Raw genomic sequence first — 17,932 nt, forward strand, 5'->3', positions numbered from 1 at the left:
CCCTCATCCTCTTGGTCGTTTATAAAATGGTGTCTTAGCCACTACCGCTTTCACACGTTTGGAACGAATTTCAACTTCAACTTCTGTTCCAATCCCTGTATACTCTTTTTTCAATAAGGCAAGACCGACGTTTTTCTTCAATGTGGGCGATTGTGTCCCAGTTGTCACTTCGCCAATCAATTCAGAACCGTAGTAAACAGAATAGCCATGACGTGGTATGCCGCGTTCGATCATTTCGATGCCGACGAGCTTACGAGGTGCACCTTGTTCTTTTTGCTTAGAAAGAACAGACTTACCAATGAAATCAGCCTCTTTGTCAACTTTGACAGCAAAACCAATTCCCGCTTCAATAGGCGAAATATCAGGTGACAACTCTTGACCATATAACGGAAGCTTCGCCTCGAACCGGAGCGTATCACGAGCACCTAGACCGATTGGTAGAACGCCTTCATCCTTACCTGCTTCAAGAATCGCTTTCCAGAGAGTTTTTGCGTCTTCGTTTTTACAATACATTTCAAAGCCATCTTCCCCCGTATACCCTGTGCGTGAAACGAGAGCCAAGACTCCATTAAGTTCCACATTTTCTTTGAAAGTAAAAAAGTCAATCTCACTCAAATTCGTGTTTACAGCTAATTTCTGAAGGATTTTTTCAGCCGCAGGGCCTTGAAGAGCAAGCAAAGCTACTTCATTTGAGATATTTGTCAGTTCAACATCTTCAATCAAGTGTTCGTGCAGCCAATTGTAATCCTTCTCGATATTGCCAGCATTCACAACTAATAAATAGTCATCTTCCGCTTTCTTATAAATAATTAAATCATCGACAACACCGCCATTTTCATAGCACAATGCGGCATATTGCGCATGCCCCACATCAAGCTTGAGAAGATCGTTCGTAATCATTCTTTGTAAAAAGTCAGTGCTTCCTTTTCCTTTTACAACAAACTCTCCCATATGAGAAACATCGAACAAGCCTGCCTTTGTTCGTACTGCTTCATGTTCTTCTTTAATGCCAGAAAATTGGACTGGCAGCTCCCAGCCACCAAAGTCAATCGTTTTACCACTATAATCTGCATAGATCGTAAATAATGGCGTCCTTTTTAATTCAGTCATACTACGCCTCCTCACATTTTTTAGGGCATAAAAAAAGACAGAGTAGCCCCTTAGAAGCTTTTTCTCTGTCCTGAAACCTGAAAGTTTACCTAAAAAGGCTTTCCCCTTTGGTGGTCTTAAAAGCTTCTGCTTCTAGACACTCTCCAGAGTTGCGTCCAACAAGGGTTCTTTTGCCTGAGAGATTCGCTGCTAAGCTTGCTCCTTCGGCGCTACAATTGTAGTCTCTCCCCCAGCCTTCATCCGCATATAATATTATCTTTTTTGCACATACTATGTAAATAAGGGTTGCACCATAAAAATGGTCTTTGCCGACTTTACACATTTTTTTAATTCGCAGTAAATGAGGCTACTTCCGCCAAACACTTAGAATACCGTTATTACTATAGTAATAAAACAGTGGGATTCTTTCAATTAAAAATTATATTTATTGATAGAAAATTTCAAAATTTAACACTTACGTTCATACTACCATTAATAATGCTTGAATCGCAATCATTTTTCGTAAAATCCTAACTTTTATTATATTTTATCCTATTAACGTTCGTATTTAACCTTTAATTGTTTAGAAAGGAGCATTGTTTATGCAAATTCAAATCACATTTGATGATGAATGGTCAGAAGAATTTTTAGATAAAGTGGAGAATGATGGTCCCTGGGCGAATTGGGAACTGTATAAGCTTGCCGTTCAAGCGGAAAAACATCTGGCCATTCCAGAATTTGAAGGATTGCAAGCACCTCATCACCTTAATCAGCTAACACCACTTCCTCATCAGCTTGAAGCCGCCCGACAAGTTGTCGAGAATATGAATGGCAAAGCGATTTTGGCTGATGAAGTAGGGCTTGGGAAAACAATCGAGGCCGGTTTAATCATTAAAGAATATATGATTCGCGGTCTAGTAAAAAAAGTACTCATTCTCGTTCCAGCTTCACTCGTTTCACAATGGGCATTCGAGTTAAATACAAAATTTCATATTCCCGCTGTTGTTCAGAGAAAGAGCTATGTATGGGATTCATGTGATTGCATCGTATCATCAATTGATACAGCAAAGCGTAACCCACATAGAGACATCATTTTTAAACAAGAATACGATTTAATCATTATTGACGAGGCCCATAAATTAAAAAATAATAAAACGAAAAACTATGAATTTGTTCAAAGTTTAAAAAAGAAATTCTGCCTATTGTTAACCGCAACACCCATTCAAAATAAGGTAGAAGAAATCTTCCATCTTGTTTCCCTTCTTAAGCCCGGACATTTAGGGAATGCTGCTCTTTTTTCAGAGAAGTATAAAGGAAAAGGTCGGACGATTTATGAAGATGAGCACCTAAAGAAGCTAGTGAACACGGTCATGATTCGAAATCGCCGTGCTGATACTGGAATCGAGTGGACAAAACGACATGTTGAAACAATTATTATTAAGTTTTCACCTAATGAGCAGGCATTATATGATGCTATAACTGCATTCCGACCGCATTCTGAAGGAGCAGGAAGTTCATTTTCCAGCCTAACCCTCCAAAGAGAAGCTTGCAGTAGCAAAGAAGCGGTCTTTACCACTTTAAAAAACATGTCTCAAAAACATGAAAATCCTGCACCTGAATTCATAGAAAAGTTGAATAGTCTCTTTGAAACAGCAAAGCAGGTTGAACGCAATTCAAAGGCAGAGAAGGCATTGGAATTAATACAGAAAATCAATGATAAAGTCATTATTTTTACGGAATACCGAGCTACACAACTTTATTTACAATGGTTTTTACAGCAAAACGGCATAAGCTCAGTGCCTTTTCGCGGCGGATTTAAACGTGGTAAAAAAGATTGGATGAAAGAGCTTTTTCAAAATAAAATTCAAGTACTGATTGCCACAGAAGCCGGCGGTGAAGGAATCAACCTACAATTTTGTCATCATCTAATCAACTTTGACTTACCATGGAATCCGATGCGTCTCGAGCAACGAATAGGCAGGGTACATCGGCTCGGTCAAACGGAAGATGTCATGATTTATAATTTCGCTACAGAAAATACAGTGGAAGAACATATTTTGAAACTTCTCTATGAAAAAATTCATTTATTTGAAAAAGTAATTGGCGAGTTAGATGATATTTTAACAAAATTAGATATCGGCAATATTGAAGATTACTTAGTGGATGTAGTAGAAGGATCAAAATCAGAAGGGGAGATGAAAATCAAAATGGATAATCTTTCGTCCATGATTCAATTTGCCCAAGAAATGAAGGAGGGAAATCTTCATGCAGCAACAGGAAATTCATGATTTTTTGCTCACCTATTTCAAAGCGAATCATTGTGAAATCATAGAAAATCACCCTGCATATTTAACAATTCAGTTAACAATTGAACTCGATAAGGAATTGATGAATCGTCCCTTTTACTGGCACTACCTTGAAAAAACCGGTGGCGTTCCCAACCCATCTCAGCTCACTCTTATAACAGATCCGCAGCAGGCACCTGCTGACTTAAAAGGAGAATTGATCCATTTCGGTTCACAACGACTTCATCAGATTTTTGCGTCTACGAAAAAGCTTGCCGGATTTATCCGCTTATACGAGGAAATTATCCAGTCAGGTCCTGCTCAAAATCCTTTATATCCATGGCTTTCTATCAATGCAAAAATATCCTATCAAAGTGATCGCAAGAAGGATATCCTGTTGTCTGCAGGCTTAAATTTAATCACAGGAGAAATCGTTGAACAGTTTCATGAAAAACTTTTACAAATACAAGTAACTCCGAAAATTCCAGATTACTCATTTACCTTATCGCCGCTCATCAAACCAAAAAGCGGTCTGCTCAGACTTGATTCATATATTCGGCGAACATTTGAAGGAGATGATCATACTTGGGCTGAAAGAGCAATTGAGCGATGGGAAGATGATTTACGGTTACTTGAAAATTTTTATCAAGATATGGAAGACAAAGCTGAGAGCTACTATACCGAAAAGGAAGCATTACAAAATCGTTATGAACCGAATATTACCATTTCTATTGTCAATGGCGGATTATTTTACTTATCCAACCAAGCGATTTAGTTTTCTTGAAACGAAAAGAGGTTGTACCATAAAGGTCAAGACTCCTCAACTACTATATTTTGTTTATATGATATATCCATAGCACGATAAACAATATATAGAGAATGAGAACAGACCCTAATAGGACAACCTTTTTCGTTTATTTTCTTTTTAATAGCATGCTTATTGCAAAAGGGATAATTCCAAACCATTGACTCAGAAATGTTGGTCTATTTTCTTTTTTATGTTTGCGTTGTTCTTTTCGAACAGATTTCGGAACTTCGAAGTATGTGACGAATTGCTGGGTTAAATACTTAATATAATCATTTGTAGACATAGACATCACCTAGTTTTCAGTATGGACAGAGTCAGATTTAATTATGCAAGAGATCAAAACTACTTTATTCGCATTAAGTAAATACTTCTACCCATTCCAATATCTTTGCTTCCTGTTTGTCATAAAGGATCGTCACTTTCCTTATTAGATCTTGCGTTGTTAATACCGATAATTTAATCGAAAGATAACGCTCTTCCCTGCTGATTACCACATATTCAACAGTCCCATTCAGATAATGAAGGACTCCCTCATTCATATGGTCATCTACGACCAAGCTTGGAACCTCATGAATGGCCAACAACAGAAGATGATCAAGTACTAAACCATTTTCAACATCTTTATAAAACATTTTTTCAATTTTGAATTTTTCTACGCCATAGAAAGTGAAAACAATCAAAACCGTAGCTACAACTAGTGTGACAGGCAGCACTGCCCCTTTCTCATTCTTGAACATGTTCAAATCCACTTGTCACAAAGGGCCTCAGCACCGTTGTATACGTATCGCCTATTAAATCTGTTACAGATATAATCAGCTTATATCCTTCTACCCTACAATGAAAACTAGAGACGTTTTGCAGCATGATTTGATGTCCCGTATGATTCACTCGCCTTCGTAAAATATGATTATATTTTTCTATACTGACAATATCTTCTCCTACAACAAGATAAATACTACCATTTGCTATCGTCTGACTGCTAGATCGCCAAAGTTCTTCCTTAATTTGATGCAGAAAAATTTCCCACTCCATTTGATTTAGCCGTTTATCTTGCTGAACTTCTTTCCCTACTACAACATAGAGCTGAACAATCATTGCAGCAATCAGGATAAACACTGACAAAGATAGCAGCATCTCGATGAGTGTAAACCCTCGATTATTCCACTGAATCACAAATCGCTTCATATGAACCCTCTACATTTTTATATTCTATACAACCCATTAGCTTTGCCGATCCGTCCGCATTCTTCCAATTGAAACGGTACTCGTCCGTTATTTCAGTTGACACTCCTTCATCACTGTCAAGATAGGAGGCCAATTTTTCATAAAGATGATGAAGAGCAACAGATCTATTTTTCAGATTTGCACGATCATTCTTGATTTCATGGACGATAGGCAAAATTGTACCGACGATTATTAAGCAAATAACAAAAGCAACCATTGTTTCTAGAAAGATATACCCGTTAGAGTTTCTCAATTTTCATCCTTCCTGACCCAAGATAAATAGTAAGTGTATGCACTGAGTGCTTTGTCCGAATCAGCCAAGTGCCTGACAAATTAGGTGCTCCTTTTTGATAAAAAGAAATTTCTAAATTCATACTCCCTTTTTCGATTTTAATATCATTTGGAATCGAGCGCTGAACAAGTCTTTTCTTTTTATACTCAGTACTTCCATAGTATTCTTTGTTTTTCAAATCAATCGAAAAAATCGTTTTCCTATTATGAGTCATTGCATAATGCTGAACATAATGCAAATCATCCATCAGCTGATCCATGAAGAGCCGATTCTCCATACTTTTTGAAAAGCCTGGGAGAAAGCCGACACTAAGCGAAACAATCAACATAAAAATGGACAAAACAAGCAACATCTCCGAAAGAGTATATCCCTGTTCGTTACTTGTACTCGGGAACTCATTCTTCATCTTTACTTCCAGTTACTAAGCTGACTTCTCCATCCGTATTCATCACGATATCTCCTTCTTTCTTGCAATAAGTCTCTTTCAGATATCCTTCATCTTTCAATTCTGCTAAACTATTCGGTAGTGTATTATGATCGATTTGATACGCCTGTACCTGACTTTGAGCCATTTTCACATAAGCATCACAGCCTTTCGACTGAATGGAGTTTTGATTTTTCAAAATGTTAGGGATGGTAATGATTAGTAAGATGGAAATAACAAATAGTACAATCAACATTTCAATAAGTGTAAAACCTCTTTCATTCATGCTTTCTTCCTCCTTAAAGTCCTTTCATAAGTGAAAACATTGGTAATAAAACCGCCAAATAAATGGAAACAATCACAAGACCAATGAGCGAAAATAAGGTTGGCTGAATGATCTGCATCAATCCCTTCATCTTCTCTTCCGCTTGATCTAAAATAAACCTGCTATACATATATAATTCTTGCTCAAGCCTTCCAGACTTCTGCCCATTTGCAGTAATGACCCCCAATCTCTTTTCAAAATAGGGCAGATCGCGAAAAATGGCGTCAAGTGGCTTCCCTTCTGTTAATTCATTTTTTATTAATTGACAAATATCATGATAAAAAGGCTGGACTCCACTTCTTGCGAATAGAGTAATACTTTCATTAATAGACAAACCACCTGCTAATAGGCCACTTAACTGGCTTGCGAAAAAATGGGTTTCATACAATTTTATAAAAGTGCCAACAAGGGGAATTCTTAATAGCAAATTTTGGCGTTTGAAGGGTGAGAGTTTCTTCAAATAGAAGGAGTGAAGTAGCAAATAGACAATAATCGCAAAAACGAGGAAGTAAGGAAGCAAATCTAAAAAATTCACGAATACAAGGATGACTTGTAACAACAACGTTTCATCTGCATTCATCGTTTGAAAGAGTAGTTGAATTTTTGGTAGAAGCACAGTTTTCATCATATAAAATACAAGCGTTACAAAGAAAATAAGGAAAAACGGGTACAGAAAGATTTTTTTTAGTTTCTCAATGTCATCATTTCTTTGTCCCCAATACAGCCCTGCTTCCTGAAGTGCTTTAGGTAGGTTTCCATATGCTTCAGAAAAATAAATAAAATGGACCAGTTGAGGATGAAAATTCATCATCGTTAAGACGCTGTGAAAGGGATTGCCACTTCGCAACGCTGAAATCGAACGCTGCAAATCCGTTTCTTTCTTTTTATTATGTTGAAGCATCAGAAATTGGATCGCCTCAGCAAGCGGGTAACCAAATTCTAAAAGCTCTCCTAATTTAAGTAGAAATTGTGATTGCTCCTTCATTTTCCAATTACTTCGTTTCATATTCAAACACCAATCTTGTAAATTCTTCTTGATTGACATAACCAAATGCAACTGCTTTGCCGATTTCATTCCTCAATTTCCGATACGAAACATCATTACCTGCTCCTTTGGCTGCTCGTAATACTGCTGACAGCTCTTTCCCGGTAATTAGTTCGTAGGCACTCGCTCTTTTTCTTCTTTGAATACCGCACTTACCCTTACATTCATTTCTTTCACAAATAGGACATTGAAGTTCTAATAATCTTTGAGCTGTCACAGCTAGTAGTGTTTGTTGAATTTCAATCCAACTAATTCCGAATTCTAGCAGTCGATAAACAGCACCTTGTGCATCCCTTGTATGCATCGTTGTTAAGATGAGATGGCCCGTCATAGCCGCCCTCACAGCGATTTCTGCCGTTTCTGCGTCACGAATTTCGCCAACCATTATCACATCAGGATCGTGCCGCAAAACTGCCTTTAAGCCTACGGAATACGTAATGCCGGCTTTTTCATTAATTTGTACTTGCAGGACTTGTTCTGATTCGTTTTCAATGGGGTCTTCTAAAGTGATGACATTGCGGTTCATCATAGCTTTTGCGTGGTGAAGTAGCGAGTATAAAGTAGTCGTTTTGCCGCTTCCGGTCGGTCCAGTTAGAATAATCATCCCGTGAGAGTGTTTTACTAGAGCTGAAAGTTTGTCAGCGGTGTTCTTAAAGATGGAAAGATGTTCGATAGGGAGAATGTTGTGCTTGGGAATGAGGCGAATCACAAGGCTTTCGGAAAAAGTGGCGGGTAAAGTAGATAATCTTAGACCAATCATTTTGTTTTCCATCTCAATTGTGATGGCACCGCTTTGTGGTCGTCTCTTTTCCCCAATATCCATCGAAGCAAGAAATTTCAAATGAGATATGAGGCGTTCACTTTCGTCTTTCGTTAATACTTCCTGAGGATATAGCTTGTTGTCGATACGGAATTGGATGAGAGGACCATCTTTTCTAGGTACAATATGAATATCAGATGCTCCTAGACGGACAGCCCGCGAAAGAATATCATCAGCTGTCTTTTCAATTGATTTCAATTACAAATCACCTCCTATTTTGGATACTTGTACAATTCGACGCCATTTGGCAAAATCCTTCTAAAAAATAAAACTTTTTAATTATTTTTGGCAAATGTTGTTGCTATGTGGCTTTATCTGATTGGGCTTGATTGAATTGTATGACTTGCTGACTCTTTTACTACCAAAAGAATTTCCATATATAATAATGGGCAAATTAAATAAGACATTGGACCAAATGTTGAGAGAAAAATGACCCAAAAAGGAATATGCTAAACAGATTACATCAAATGATTGTAGCATTGGCAGAACAAGCGAGTAATTCCTATTTGTTGTAAACCTTCCAACCAACACATATTTGGTAGTGTTTACAAACTAAGCTTTACAGGTCGTGAGCAACTATTCTATAATTACGTTAGATGTAACCATCATTGGGAATTAAAGGGGGTATTAAAGTGGATCGTATGTATCGCGTTCTAGGTTTTTGGACAGCCATTATGGCAATCTTTTTCTACCTTGGAGACATGTATGGATTATCTTTACTTTTCTTCGGGCAAACTGGTTTTTTTGTACTTTTAAGTTATCTTCGTCTTTCAGAGCGTATGTATATCTATGTGTTTGGCGCTTATTTAACCGTTTTCTTCGTTGGATACAGCTATTACACAGTATTTTTACTGCCTGTGGGCGGGGCAGCACATTAAGTGCTACATAGCAAAGGGGCCAAGGGTCATACCTCACACTCTATACACCGTTTATTATGTCATTACACGACAAATAAACGATATATAGTAAAAGTGGGGGTCTGACCCTTTTTTATTTGGGAACTCTCTTTTTATCGCACTAGAGCAAAAAGCCCCCTACAGTTTGAAATTTCTCTTTATTTTAAAATCCATTCAGAAATGGGTTTTGATCCATTTCATCAGCAATATTCGTAATCGGTCCATGTCCAGGCAAGACAATCGTATCCTCCGGCAAGGTTAATAGCTTATCGTGAATGCTTCTCAGCAATTGCTGTTCATTGCCACCTCTTAGATCTGTTCGGCCTACGCTTTGTTGGAAAAGGACATCCCCTGAGAAAATCATCCCTTCATCTCGTAAATAATAGGAAACACTTCCTGGTGAATGTCCTGGCGTTTCCAATACAGTAAAATTGAATTCACCGAGCAATAAGTCAAATTCTTTAGTAATCATTTGATCTGCTGGTTTTATTTCGATTGGATGCGCTGGTGTAAATGATTGTGAGCCATTTAGTGATGCATCCGCCAGCCATTTTGCTTCTTTTTCATGTAAATATACGGGAATCTGGTAATACTCTCTGATAACATCCACAGCCCCGATATGGTCAAAATGAGCATGTGTTAATAAAATCGCAATGGGTTGCCATTGTTTCGTCTGGATGTACTGAATTAATTTATTGCCTTCTCCACCAGGATCAACAATCACACACTTTTCTGCTTTTTCCATTACATAACAATTTGTTTGTAACGGTCCTAAAGGAATCTGATTCCACTTCAATATCTTCCACTCCTATTCTAATCACAATACGTATTATTCATTTTACACAATTAATAGTAGATTCACGAGTAAGCTGTACCGTTTTAAACCTATCATTTTTGAAAAAATAAAACCATTTATTTAACTTACTGACGGAATCAATTCAAAGATACAACAATCAAAACATACTGGAATTCTAATGGCTTAAAATAATTATAGGTATGAGTGTGATGTCATTTATAGTGCGCACTTAATATATTGAAGAACATAAATGAAATAACAAATATAAATTAACCCGCAAATTAAGTGGTGAAAAACTTGCGATTGCGCCAAACAAATTGCCATGTTTTTTCCCCCACAAGTAAACCCGTTATGAACTTGCAAACAAGGTTCATTTTTTAACCTCGACAAACATCCAAAAAAACATTAAAATGTTAATATATGCAATCAAAATTACATATTCTAAAGTTCATTAGCTAATCTTTGGGTACATTTAGGTAAGCAAAGATTAAGAACAAAGGGGGCTAAAACATGGGATTAGTAATTATTTTCGCTCTAGTCGCGTTACTAGGACTAGCTGCTACACTTCGTGCATTTAAAGATAAAAACATTCTAGCAATTTTGTTTGCTGGAGGAAGTACTGCCGTATTTGGCTGGTTTGCCGTAATGACTCTAGTTAATAACGGCTTTCCAACACTTGTACACTGATCAATTAAAGCGTAAGAAAAAAGAGGCTGCCAATCCGGCGGTCTCTTTTTTCTTAGCTTATTTCAAATATAGTGAAACTTCAATCAGCAGAGGACTTACTGCCCGTTAATGCGGAATAAATGCTTTACTGTTTTATTATTCAAATTAATGATTTTTTCAAATTGATTCCCATATAGGCACCAATTGCCATTCGGTGAACAGCTTATTGGTTCATTCTTTGCTTTAGTGAGAATCACTTCTTCTTTTTCCGTTTTCCAGTTGAATACCTGTAAAGAAAATCCCCCAGCATATTGTCCAACATTCGCAGCTTTTTCCGGTATGAAAGATATAAACTGAGAAGATTCTTCTCTCATATCAAAGTAAGGAATCAGCCAATTTGAATAGTTCTTTAAATGAGGAGCTGAAAAACTAGATATAAGTTTGTTTTCATCATTAAAAAAGCTATACGTAGCTTTATCATAGTTCTCACTTTGATCTTGAATGGTCATTAATGTATGTGCTGTTCTAGAAAAGTAAATTACATCAAGCATGATACTTTCCCGTTGCTTAGTATAAAGATTCTTCTTCATCAGCGGCGCTTTTAAATTGGGCTCATCTTCATTCCAATCAAGATACAGCAATTCTTCCTTACTTCCCCACTTCACAAAGGGCTGTGGAAACTCTATCGCTTCAATCTTTTGTTCTTTCGTATTGACGATGTATGTTCGAAATGACCAATCTTCAAAAAAACTAGAAAGAAACAATACACCTGGGTCATGAATATTCCATTCATACGCTAATTCAATGGATGGAACTGAAGCTGAAAAAGCTTTCGTGCCGTCATGATTCAAAACTTCAATTATTGCTTTATTGGCTAACGGAGCTAAACGAACGAGCACATATGAATGATCCGGACTAATACTAACGTCCACAATATCATCGGTAGGTAAATAAAAAACGAGCTTTTCCTGAGTCTTAAAATTCCAACTCATTAATTGCAACGAATCGCTTTCATCAAGTTTTGACGCATAAAGAATGGTGGAAGAATCCAGCCAACCATACACTTTTTCAATCTGTTCATGAGAGTCGATTAGAAATTCTGGTATCTCGTCATTGTCTTTAACGGCGATGGGGTTTTCTAAGTCTTTTTCCGGTTTCAGTGTTTCTTCATTATTCGTGGCCTCACAAGCCGATAGGAGAAGGAAAGTGGAGATGATACATAAGATTAAACGAATGTTTAAACGATTTGCCACAAATCTTGGCTGCAGCAATTGATAAGCTACTGGCCTAAAAAACTTTTCAACCTCCACACCTCCTATTTTTACTAACGGTATAGATATTCATTATAAAACAAAATATCTACGAAAGCCCCTAAAAACTGTCACAAAAATAAATTTTTATTAACTTACGTACAAAACAAATATTGCGTTAAAACGCCACCATTTATCATGAAGGACCAATCAAATAGCACGCTACACTCACCTAATCACAATGGTTGCGGAGCGAAGCCAGATTTCAAGATGTTTTCTATAAAAATAAGTATACTTGCTAAATAGAAGGCTTATTAATAAGTTGCGAAATCCTGAACCCCATGTCCTCATACAAAAAGATGTCCCAAAATAAAAGGCCAGCTCTTACAAGGACTACATCCAGTTTAAATGTCGATAAACTGGATAGTAAATGCTTCGACTGACCGTTTTGGAACATCCGTTTATTGTCATAATTTATCTAAAGTGTTTAATTAGCAAATTGTTTTTTCACAAGCCATGCGGCGCCGATGACACCTGCATCATTTCCAAGTGTAGCCAAACTAATGGTTGTCGATTTGCGAACACGTTTAAATGCGTACAGTTCGAAATATTCCCGTACTGGCTTAAGCAGTAAATCACCTGCTTTAGAAACACCTCCGCCAATTACAATCTTTTCTGGATTCAAGATATTACCTGCTTGTGCTAATGCAAGGCCTAAGTACTGACTAACTTGTTGAATAACCTTTAGTGATATCGCATCTCCTTGTTCCGCACATGTGAAAAGTAGCTTCGATGACAAGCTCTCACCACCAAATATCTTTTCTTGTAGTAAGGAAGGTTCGTCTGTTTTTTCCAAAGCTTCTTTTGCCAATCGAACGATTCCTGTGGCAGAAGCTACCGTTTCAAGACAGCCTGTTTTACCGCAGTTACAAGGAGCACCTGCGTCCGGCACAACTGTAATATGCCCCAATTCTCCGCCTGCACCGCTTACACCATGAACCATTAAACCATTTGCAATGACGCCACCACCAACGCCCGTTCCAAGTGTCACACAGACGATATCTTTTGCCCCATTCCCAGCACCTTTCCACATTTCACCGAGAGCCGCGATATTTGCATCATTATCAATAACAGCTGGTAATAAGGTTTCCGCCTCCAACAAGTCCTTTAACGGGTAGTTGTTCCAACCAAGATTAATAGCTTCATAGATTGAGCCATTAGCAGCATTAACAGGGCCTGGTGCCCCCATACCAACACCCAGCAACTTACTTTTAGACTCGCCTAATTCCGCTAATTTATCATCAATCGCTTTGGCTATATTAGTAGTAATACGTTGACCACTATCTGAAATATCAGTGGCAATTTCCCATTTATGAAGCATTTCTCCGTACATATTAATAATTGCGAGTTTTGTTGTAGTTCCACCCAAATCCACGCCCATTAACCATTTATCCATTTTAGTCACCTTCTATTTTTAATATTGAATATTTTTATGCATCAACTTGACTACTTCTCATTCTCAGCCTGAATCTCCTGCCGTAACAACAAAATAGCCATCTGAAATTCTTTAGGTTCCATCATACCTAACTTATACATTTCTCGAATTTCTACTTCCATTAATTCAAGATCTGCGATTCTGTCACCCGTATAGATGAACGTTCCAAATCTTTTTAAGTATGTTTTAATATCATATATTGTTTTCATGAATTCCCCTTTCTAAAGTTGCTTTACTTAGCTTTATTTAAATTCTATTAAAAGTATAGCGAATGCATGATTAACCAACAAGTGAAAGCGTTTTTTCGGAAAAGGGGCGGTACTTCGCAAATTCAACTCCACACCGCCGCCTTCATAAAGTGATACAGTTTATATAACTGGAACCTTTTTATCCTGCATTAATGAGCAGTAAGCCCCCACTGATTGAAGTTTCACTTTATCGATGGGTTTTTAGAGCAGGCCCTCATGGATGTTTTATCTTTGAAAAACAAAATCTTTTTTCATAGTTGTCCATCTAAATTCATAAGATGGAGTACCGTGATCTTTTGGAGGTGAACGATGAAAATTGAATGGAAGCATACAGCCATTATATTAGTAACAGCTCTATTAGCTGCATTCTTTTCATTCGGATCAAAATCTGTCGAAGAAACTATTATCTTTTTTCCGATAGATCCAGACCTCAGATTTAATACAGTTGATACCAATTTACTTGCAAGGCAAGCTGGTACCTCTCAATATCAAGTAAACTGGAAAATCGAATCAACCTTAGTTAAGCCGGTTTATTTACGCCAAGATATATCTTTATTATATAAAAACGGCCGATTAATAGGAATAATAAAGGATTGGAAACAAAATCAAGCAAATTTATTACAAACAAAATCTTTTACTGAACAAGAAAGTGGTCTCTTCGAAAGTGTTAGTTATCATTACGGAGAAGTGCATCCGAAATCAAACACCTATACTAGTGTGCAAAAAATGAGTAAAGATCATCTTTATGCAATACTCACTCCCAAAAAGGACTTTCAAGCGTTTCACGATTCAAGCAATAATGAGCAAAGAGCATGGCAGCATACGTTTGACAAGTACACAAAATCGATTGTAGAAACAGCTTATACTGACGCACTAAAACAATTTGGCATCCTAGAAAATCATTACATCGCTTTACCATTAACGGATCTGGCAAGTAGATTCGATGAACTGCTTAAAAGTTTTCCACCGGAACAGAGAGAAGAAATAATCGGTAAACTGTGGGAAGGGTTATATAAAAATTATGTTATGGGGATCAAAAAAGAAGACGGTAGCATTCTAAATCCAATTGGCAGTACCGTCCCTATTGTGCTTGTTGCAAAAAATCACAGCGAGCTTCTCGTTCTATTTCAAACTAGTGACGGTACCCCTATTTTGCTTCGTCAAAGTTTATAAAAAATGGTTCAAAATCACAGAAGGGTCAGACCCCGCAAACATGAATGAAACGCTTCATACTGATTTAGAGTGTGTGGTCAGACCCTTCAGAGATACTATTGTGACTTTTTAAAAGGATTAGCTTTAATACACGGACTAATAATTTTCAATCAGGTTTCCTCGTATTGCATACGTAGGGTCACTTTATGGCGCTTCGTTCAACAAATTCAATATTTTTTGATATTCTTCTTGATTTGGAGAAAGATCAACCGCTTTTTGAATCTGCTTCTTCGCTTCTTCCATACGATTCAGTTTATAATAGCATAAACCTAAATAATAATACGCTTCATGAAATTCCGGTTTTTGCTTTACAGACTCTTCATAGTTGATTGAGGCATCTTGATAATTTCCACGCTCAAATTCAATATTTCCTAAAACAAATGATGACCATGGATGATTTTCCATTTTATCAATACTAGCCTTTAACAAATCGGATGCTTTATCAGTCTCTCCAGCTGTCATATATTCTTGGGCTAGACTCGCTGTCGTTTCATCAAAATATATGGATTGATTCCTATCACTATAGGCGTATTGAAGTAATCCATAAGTAAGGATAATCGTAGCTCCCGCAAATAACAGTTGTTTAATGTTTAGTCTATGTTTAGGCAGATGAACGATTCCTGCAGCCAAGAAACCGCCAATCAACCCGCCAATATGCCCGGCATTATCAATTCCTGACACTGAAAAGCCATAGCCTAAGTTAACAGCAATCAGAATAATGATATTCATACCCATCGTTCTAAAAAATAGCTTCGGGTATATTATTCCAAAATATAATAAAGCCCCAAAACAACCAAAAATTGCTCCACTTGCTCCTGCAGAAAGGGACGGCGTGATGATCAAACTTGCTAACGATCCTCCAAAACCTGCAACGAGATAGATGATCAAGAAACGGATATTTCCATAAAGCCGTTCAACTTCCGTACCAATAAAATAAAGAGACATCGTATTCATCAATAAATGCATAAAGCCAATATGTACAACAATCGGTGTAAAAAAGCGCCACCATTCCCCAGACATAATATAAGGAGAATATTTCGCACCATAATCCACTAATGTTTTTGTATCCGTACTACCGCCATTCATTTCCATAAGTAAAAAGATGATAAGCTGAATTGCCATAAAAAAATATGTAAATAGAGGTTTCCCTCTTTGGAATAGCTGTTGTTCTTCCTTTGCCTGTTGAACAGAACCCGCTAGTGCTTCCTGTTTTATCTTATTAATCTTTTGTTCGTCGATTTCCTCATCAGGAGATAATTCAATGAAAAGAGACTTAGTAAACATCGTATCAAGCTCATTTATTCTGGCAGAATAGGATGCTGTACTTACAATTTGTGAAGTGACAGTCGTTTTGTTTGCCGTCCTTTTCTTGTCAATAAATTCATAATCATCTACAGGTTCAAAAGCTGAAATATAAATATTCAAAACATCCAACGGCTTTTTAACCAGTTTCTTTCTTATTTGTTCACCTATTAGAGTAGCTCTTTCAATATCACGCTTTAACCAATTCGCCCAATCAAGATCGTGACGAATGATTCTAACAACAGGAAACACTTTGTCTTTATCTGTTTCAAGCCAGATTTCTTGATGATTGTCAGATATCGTAACCATTCGATAATGATATTGAACTGAAAGCTTTTTTACGATTGACCAATATAAATAGTCCTCCTTAAATCCCAATACTTTCCCCACTTTCTTACTGCTAATTTATGTAGTCTTGCTTACCCTTCCTCTTCACTATAGTAGATTTAATTGTAATTGTACAAACATAGATATATGAATTGTTATGCTTTTTATAAATCTAAAGACTTAGAAAAATCTAGATCGTATCAGATTGATGGACTCTTACTCTCGAAAAGTTTGCCATTCAACCCGTTAGCCCCTAAAAAAGGGCTGATCCTCACTCCTCTAAATTAAGGAGATACAGAATCAGACCCAAAACTTTCCTTACGTATAATTGGAGCCATTCCCTTCACTAAATAGACTTTGCATCATCTTTTCACGCACAACACGTGATCCAAATGTTCCCGAAACGAGCAATTTACGCAAAAAAGAATTGGCTAATACTAGATTTATCAGGCGGTACCGATAATGATACCCAAAATACACAGCCGTGCCAATCATCGCAATTTTCATTATTGTTCGAAGCATAATAATCCCTCCTACTCCTAGTGTGGCGAAATCGGGATTTTTTATCCCGGTTTAACTGTTCGTATTAAATCTAACGGCTGTGTACTTCATTTATGCTTCCTAGTCATGTCCGTTATATCCACTTTAATGAAACATACGAGCATGATGTTAAAACAGTACAGCACGACTAACTTTCAATAGAATGACACTCTTTTGATGGATGTGCCTCTGGATTAACGCTTCGTACTATACACATGATTTGGTGTGATAATTTGGGCAACAGGGATATCGTGACCCTCAATTGGCAAGTATTCCATTAACTGAAGTTCGAATGCAAGTGACAGTAGCTTACCTTTATAATCAGTAAGAAAACGGTCATAGTACCCGCCACCGAAGCCTAAACGGTACCCTTGTCTAGTAAATGCTAAGCCCGGGACAACCAATAAAGAGAGGTCTTCCTTATTTGCATGCTCCGTCTGCAATACTGGCTCAAGCAAGCCAAAATAAACCGTCTCTAATTCCGAGAAGCTGGTTATGTACCTGAAATCTAATTGTTTACTGCTTGGTATACATTTCGGAACCGCTACGCGTTTTCCTTCGAGCCAAGCTTGTTCGATTATAAATTTAGTTTCAGGCTCCGGATGAACCGCTACAGTAATACCAATCGTTTCTGCCTGCTTCCATTCTTTTAACGCGAATACGTTCTGTGCAATATCACGTGAAAACTGGGTATGCTCAATCGTAGATAAACTCGATAATCTACGTTTCATTTCTTCACGGATTTTTCGCTTAATATTTGTCATGTATAACCCTGCCTTTCTATTATTTCAACATGCAATCCTTAACATAAATAAAGTGAAACTTCAATCAGTGGGATGTTTCTGCCTGTTAATGCGGGATAAAAAGGTCGCTCGTTTTTGTCAGATC

At 37.3% G+C, this 17,932-nt stretch carries 21 protein-coding genes and 2 riboswitches; of the genes, 5 read left to right on the forward strand and 16 right to left on the reverse strand.

What is annotated here, in order from left to right:
- Positions 1-3: 3 nt before the first annotated feature.
- The gene (gene gcvT, locus V179_RS0112600) at positions 4-1,110 is read right to left on the reverse strand and encodes a glycine cleavage system aminomethyltransferase GcvT (protein WP_028391777.1); all 1,107 of its coding nucleotides are present in this window, start codon (positions 1,108-1,110) and stop codon (positions 4-6) included.
- Positions 1,111-1,173: 63 nt separating this feature from the next.
- A riboswitch (glycine riboswitch) is annotated at positions 1,174-1,259 on the reverse strand.
- Positions 1,260-1,262: 3 nt separating this feature from the next.
- Positions 1,263-1,350: riboswitch (glycine riboswitch) on the reverse strand.
- Between the two features lie 341 nt (positions 1,351-1,691).
- On the opposite strand from gcvT, the gene V179_RS0112610 reads away from it, so the two are divergent.
- Together V179_RS0112610 and V179_RS0112615 are read left to right on the forward strand one after the other, a co-directional pair.
- Positions 1,692-3,377: a DEAD/DEAH box helicase gene (locus V179_RS0112610; protein ID WP_028391779.1), complete on the forward strand. Its 1,686-nt coding sequence runs from the start codon at positions 1,692-1,694 to the stop codon at positions 3,375-3,377.
- Complete coding sequence (locus tag V179_RS0112615) at positions 3,355-4,149, forward strand: YqhG family protein (protein WP_028391780.1); 795 nt, start codon at positions 3,355-3,357, stop codon at positions 4,147-4,149. The genes V179_RS0112610 and V179_RS0112615 overlap by 23 nt, the downstream gene beginning before the upstream one ends.
- Positions 4,150-4,288: 139 nt before the next feature.
- Here the strand turns inward: V179_RS0112615 and V179_RS30060 are convergent, their stop codons facing one another.
- The 8 genes from V179_RS30060 to comGA all read right to left on the reverse strand — a co-directional run bounded on the left by V179_RS30060 (position 4,289) and on the right by comGA (position 8,510).
- Positions 4,289-4,465: a YqzE family protein gene (locus V179_RS30060; RefSeq protein WP_084552337.1), complete on the reverse strand. Its 177-nt coding sequence runs from the start codon at positions 4,463-4,465 to the stop codon at positions 4,289-4,291.
- A gap of 73 nt (positions 4,466-4,538) precedes the next feature.
- Positions 4,539-4,919: a competence type IV pilus minor pilin ComGG gene (gene comGG / locus V179_RS0112625; protein WP_028391781.1), complete on the reverse strand. Its 381-nt coding sequence runs from the start codon at positions 4,917-4,919 to the stop codon at positions 4,539-4,541.
- Positions 4,906-5,367, reverse strand: coding sequence for a competence type IV pilus minor pilin ComGF (gene comGF, locus V179_RS29120; RefSeq protein WP_051404944.1), 462 nt, complete (start codon positions 5,365-5,367; stop codon positions 4,906-4,908). Before comGF ends, comGG begins: the two co-directional genes overlap by 14 nt.
- The gene (locus V179_RS0112635; protein WP_028391782.1) at positions 5,339-5,659 is read right to left on the reverse strand and encodes a hypothetical protein; all 321 of its coding nucleotides are present in this window, start codon (positions 5,657-5,659) and stop codon (positions 5,339-5,341) included. Before V179_RS0112635 ends, comGF begins: the two co-directional genes overlap by 29 nt.
- Positions 5,646-6,104, reverse strand: coding sequence for a competence type IV pilus minor pilin ComGD (gene comGD / locus V179_RS29125; protein ID WP_028391783.1), 459 nt, complete (start codon positions 6,102-6,104; stop codon positions 5,646-5,648). The genes V179_RS0112635 and comGD overlap by 14 nt, the downstream gene beginning before the upstream one ends.
- The gene (comGC, locus tag V179_RS0112645; RefSeq protein ID WP_028391784.1) at positions 6,094-6,408 is read right to left on the reverse strand and encodes a competence type IV pilus major pilin ComGC; all 315 of its coding nucleotides are present in this window, start codon (positions 6,406-6,408) and stop codon (positions 6,094-6,096) included. Before comGC ends, comGD begins: the two co-directional genes overlap by 11 nt.
- A 13-nt stretch (positions 6,409-6,421) precedes the next feature.
- Positions 6,422-7,453 (reverse strand): competence type IV pilus assembly protein ComGB, encoded by a 1,032-nt coding sequence (gene comGB, locus V179_RS0112650; protein WP_028391785.1) that lies wholly within the window; start codon positions 7,451-7,453, stop codon positions 6,422-6,424.
- The gene (gene comGA, locus V179_RS0112655) at positions 7,440-8,510 is read right to left on the reverse strand and encodes a competence type IV pilus ATPase ComGA (protein ID WP_028391786.1); all 1,071 of its coding nucleotides are present in this window, start codon (positions 8,508-8,510) and stop codon (positions 7,440-7,442) included. The genes comGB and comGA overlap by 14 nt, the downstream gene beginning before the upstream one ends.
- A 434-nt stretch (positions 8,511-8,944) precedes the next feature.
- On the opposite strand from comGA, the gene V179_RS0112660 reads away from it, so the two are divergent.
- Positions 8,945-9,190 carry a DUF2626 domain-containing protein gene (locus V179_RS0112660; protein ID WP_028391787.1) on the forward strand — a complete coding sequence of 82 codons (246 nt, stop codon included), beginning with the start codon at positions 8,945-8,947 and terminating at the stop codon, positions 9,188-9,190.
- 181 nt (positions 9,191-9,371) lie between these two features.
- Here the strand turns inward: V179_RS0112660 and V179_RS0112665 are convergent, their stop codons facing one another.
- Entirely contained in the window at positions 9,372-10,004 is a 633-nt protein-coding gene (locus V179_RS0112665; RefSeq protein WP_028391788.1) for an MBL fold metallo-hydrolase, read from the reverse strand.
- Between the two features lie 510 nt (positions 10,005-10,514).
- Here V179_RS0112665 and V179_RS30065 point away from each other — a divergent pair.
- A complete protein-coding gene (locus V179_RS30065; protein WP_028391789.1) occupies positions 10,515-10,691 on the forward strand; it encodes a DUF2759 family protein in 177 nt (58 codons plus the stop codon).
- Positions 10,692-10,786: 95 nt separating this feature from the next.
- Here V179_RS30065 and V179_RS0112675 read toward each other — a convergent pair whose 3' ends face one another.
- The 3 genes from V179_RS0112675 to V179_RS0112685 form a co-directional block, all read right to left on the reverse strand.
- The gene (locus tag V179_RS0112675) at positions 10,787-11,980 is read right to left on the reverse strand and encodes a YqgU-like beta propeller domain-containing protein (RefSeq protein WP_028391790.1); all 1,194 of its coding nucleotides are present in this window, start codon (positions 11,978-11,980) and stop codon (positions 10,787-10,789) included.
- A 427-nt stretch (positions 11,981-12,407) separates the two neighbouring features.
- A complete protein-coding gene (locus tag V179_RS0112680) occupies positions 12,408-13,376 on the reverse strand; it encodes an ROK family glucokinase (RefSeq protein ID WP_034301116.1) in 969 nt (322 codons plus the stop codon).
- Between the two features lie 50 nt (positions 13,377-13,426).
- Positions 13,427-13,624, reverse strand: a complete 198-nt coding sequence (locus tag V179_RS0112685) for a YqgQ family protein (protein ID WP_028391792.1) — start codon at positions 13,622-13,624, stop codon at positions 13,427-13,429.
- A gap of 348 nt (positions 13,625-13,972) precedes the next feature.
- Here V179_RS0112685 and V179_RS0112690 point away from each other — a divergent pair, with 348 nt between their 5' ends.
- The gene (locus tag V179_RS0112690) at positions 13,973-14,836 is read left to right on the forward strand and encodes a hypothetical protein (RefSeq protein ID WP_028391793.1); all 864 of its coding nucleotides are present in this window, start codon (positions 13,973-13,975) and stop codon (positions 14,834-14,836) included.
- 183 nt (positions 14,837-15,019) lie between these two features.
- On the opposite strand, the gene V179_RS0112695 is transcribed toward V179_RS0112690, so the two are convergent.
- From V179_RS0112695 to V179_RS0112705, 3 genes are all read right to left on the reverse strand, one after another.
- The gene (locus V179_RS0112695) at positions 15,020-16,567 is read right to left on the reverse strand and encodes a rhomboid family protein (protein WP_152534729.1); all 1,548 of its coding nucleotides are present in this window, start codon (positions 16,565-16,567) and stop codon (positions 15,020-15,022) included.
- Between the two features lie 255 nt (positions 16,568-16,822).
- Complete coding sequence (locus tag V179_RS0112700; RefSeq protein WP_028391795.1) at positions 16,823-17,026, reverse strand: hypothetical protein; 204 nt, start codon at positions 17,024-17,026, stop codon at positions 16,823-16,825.
- A 212-nt stretch (positions 17,027-17,238) separates the two neighbouring features.
- Positions 17,239-17,808: a 5-formyltetrahydrofolate cyclo-ligase gene (locus V179_RS0112705; RefSeq protein ID WP_028391796.1), complete on the reverse strand. Its 570-nt coding sequence runs from the start codon at positions 17,806-17,808 to the stop codon at positions 17,239-17,241.
- Positions 17,809-17,932 lie beyond the last annotated feature (124 nt).

Origin of the sequence: Bacillus cihuensis, assembly GCF_000504145.1 — a bacterium.
Classification (GTDB): domain Bacteria; phylum Bacillota; class Bacilli; order Bacillales; family DSM-1321; genus Peribacillus; species Peribacillus huizhouensis.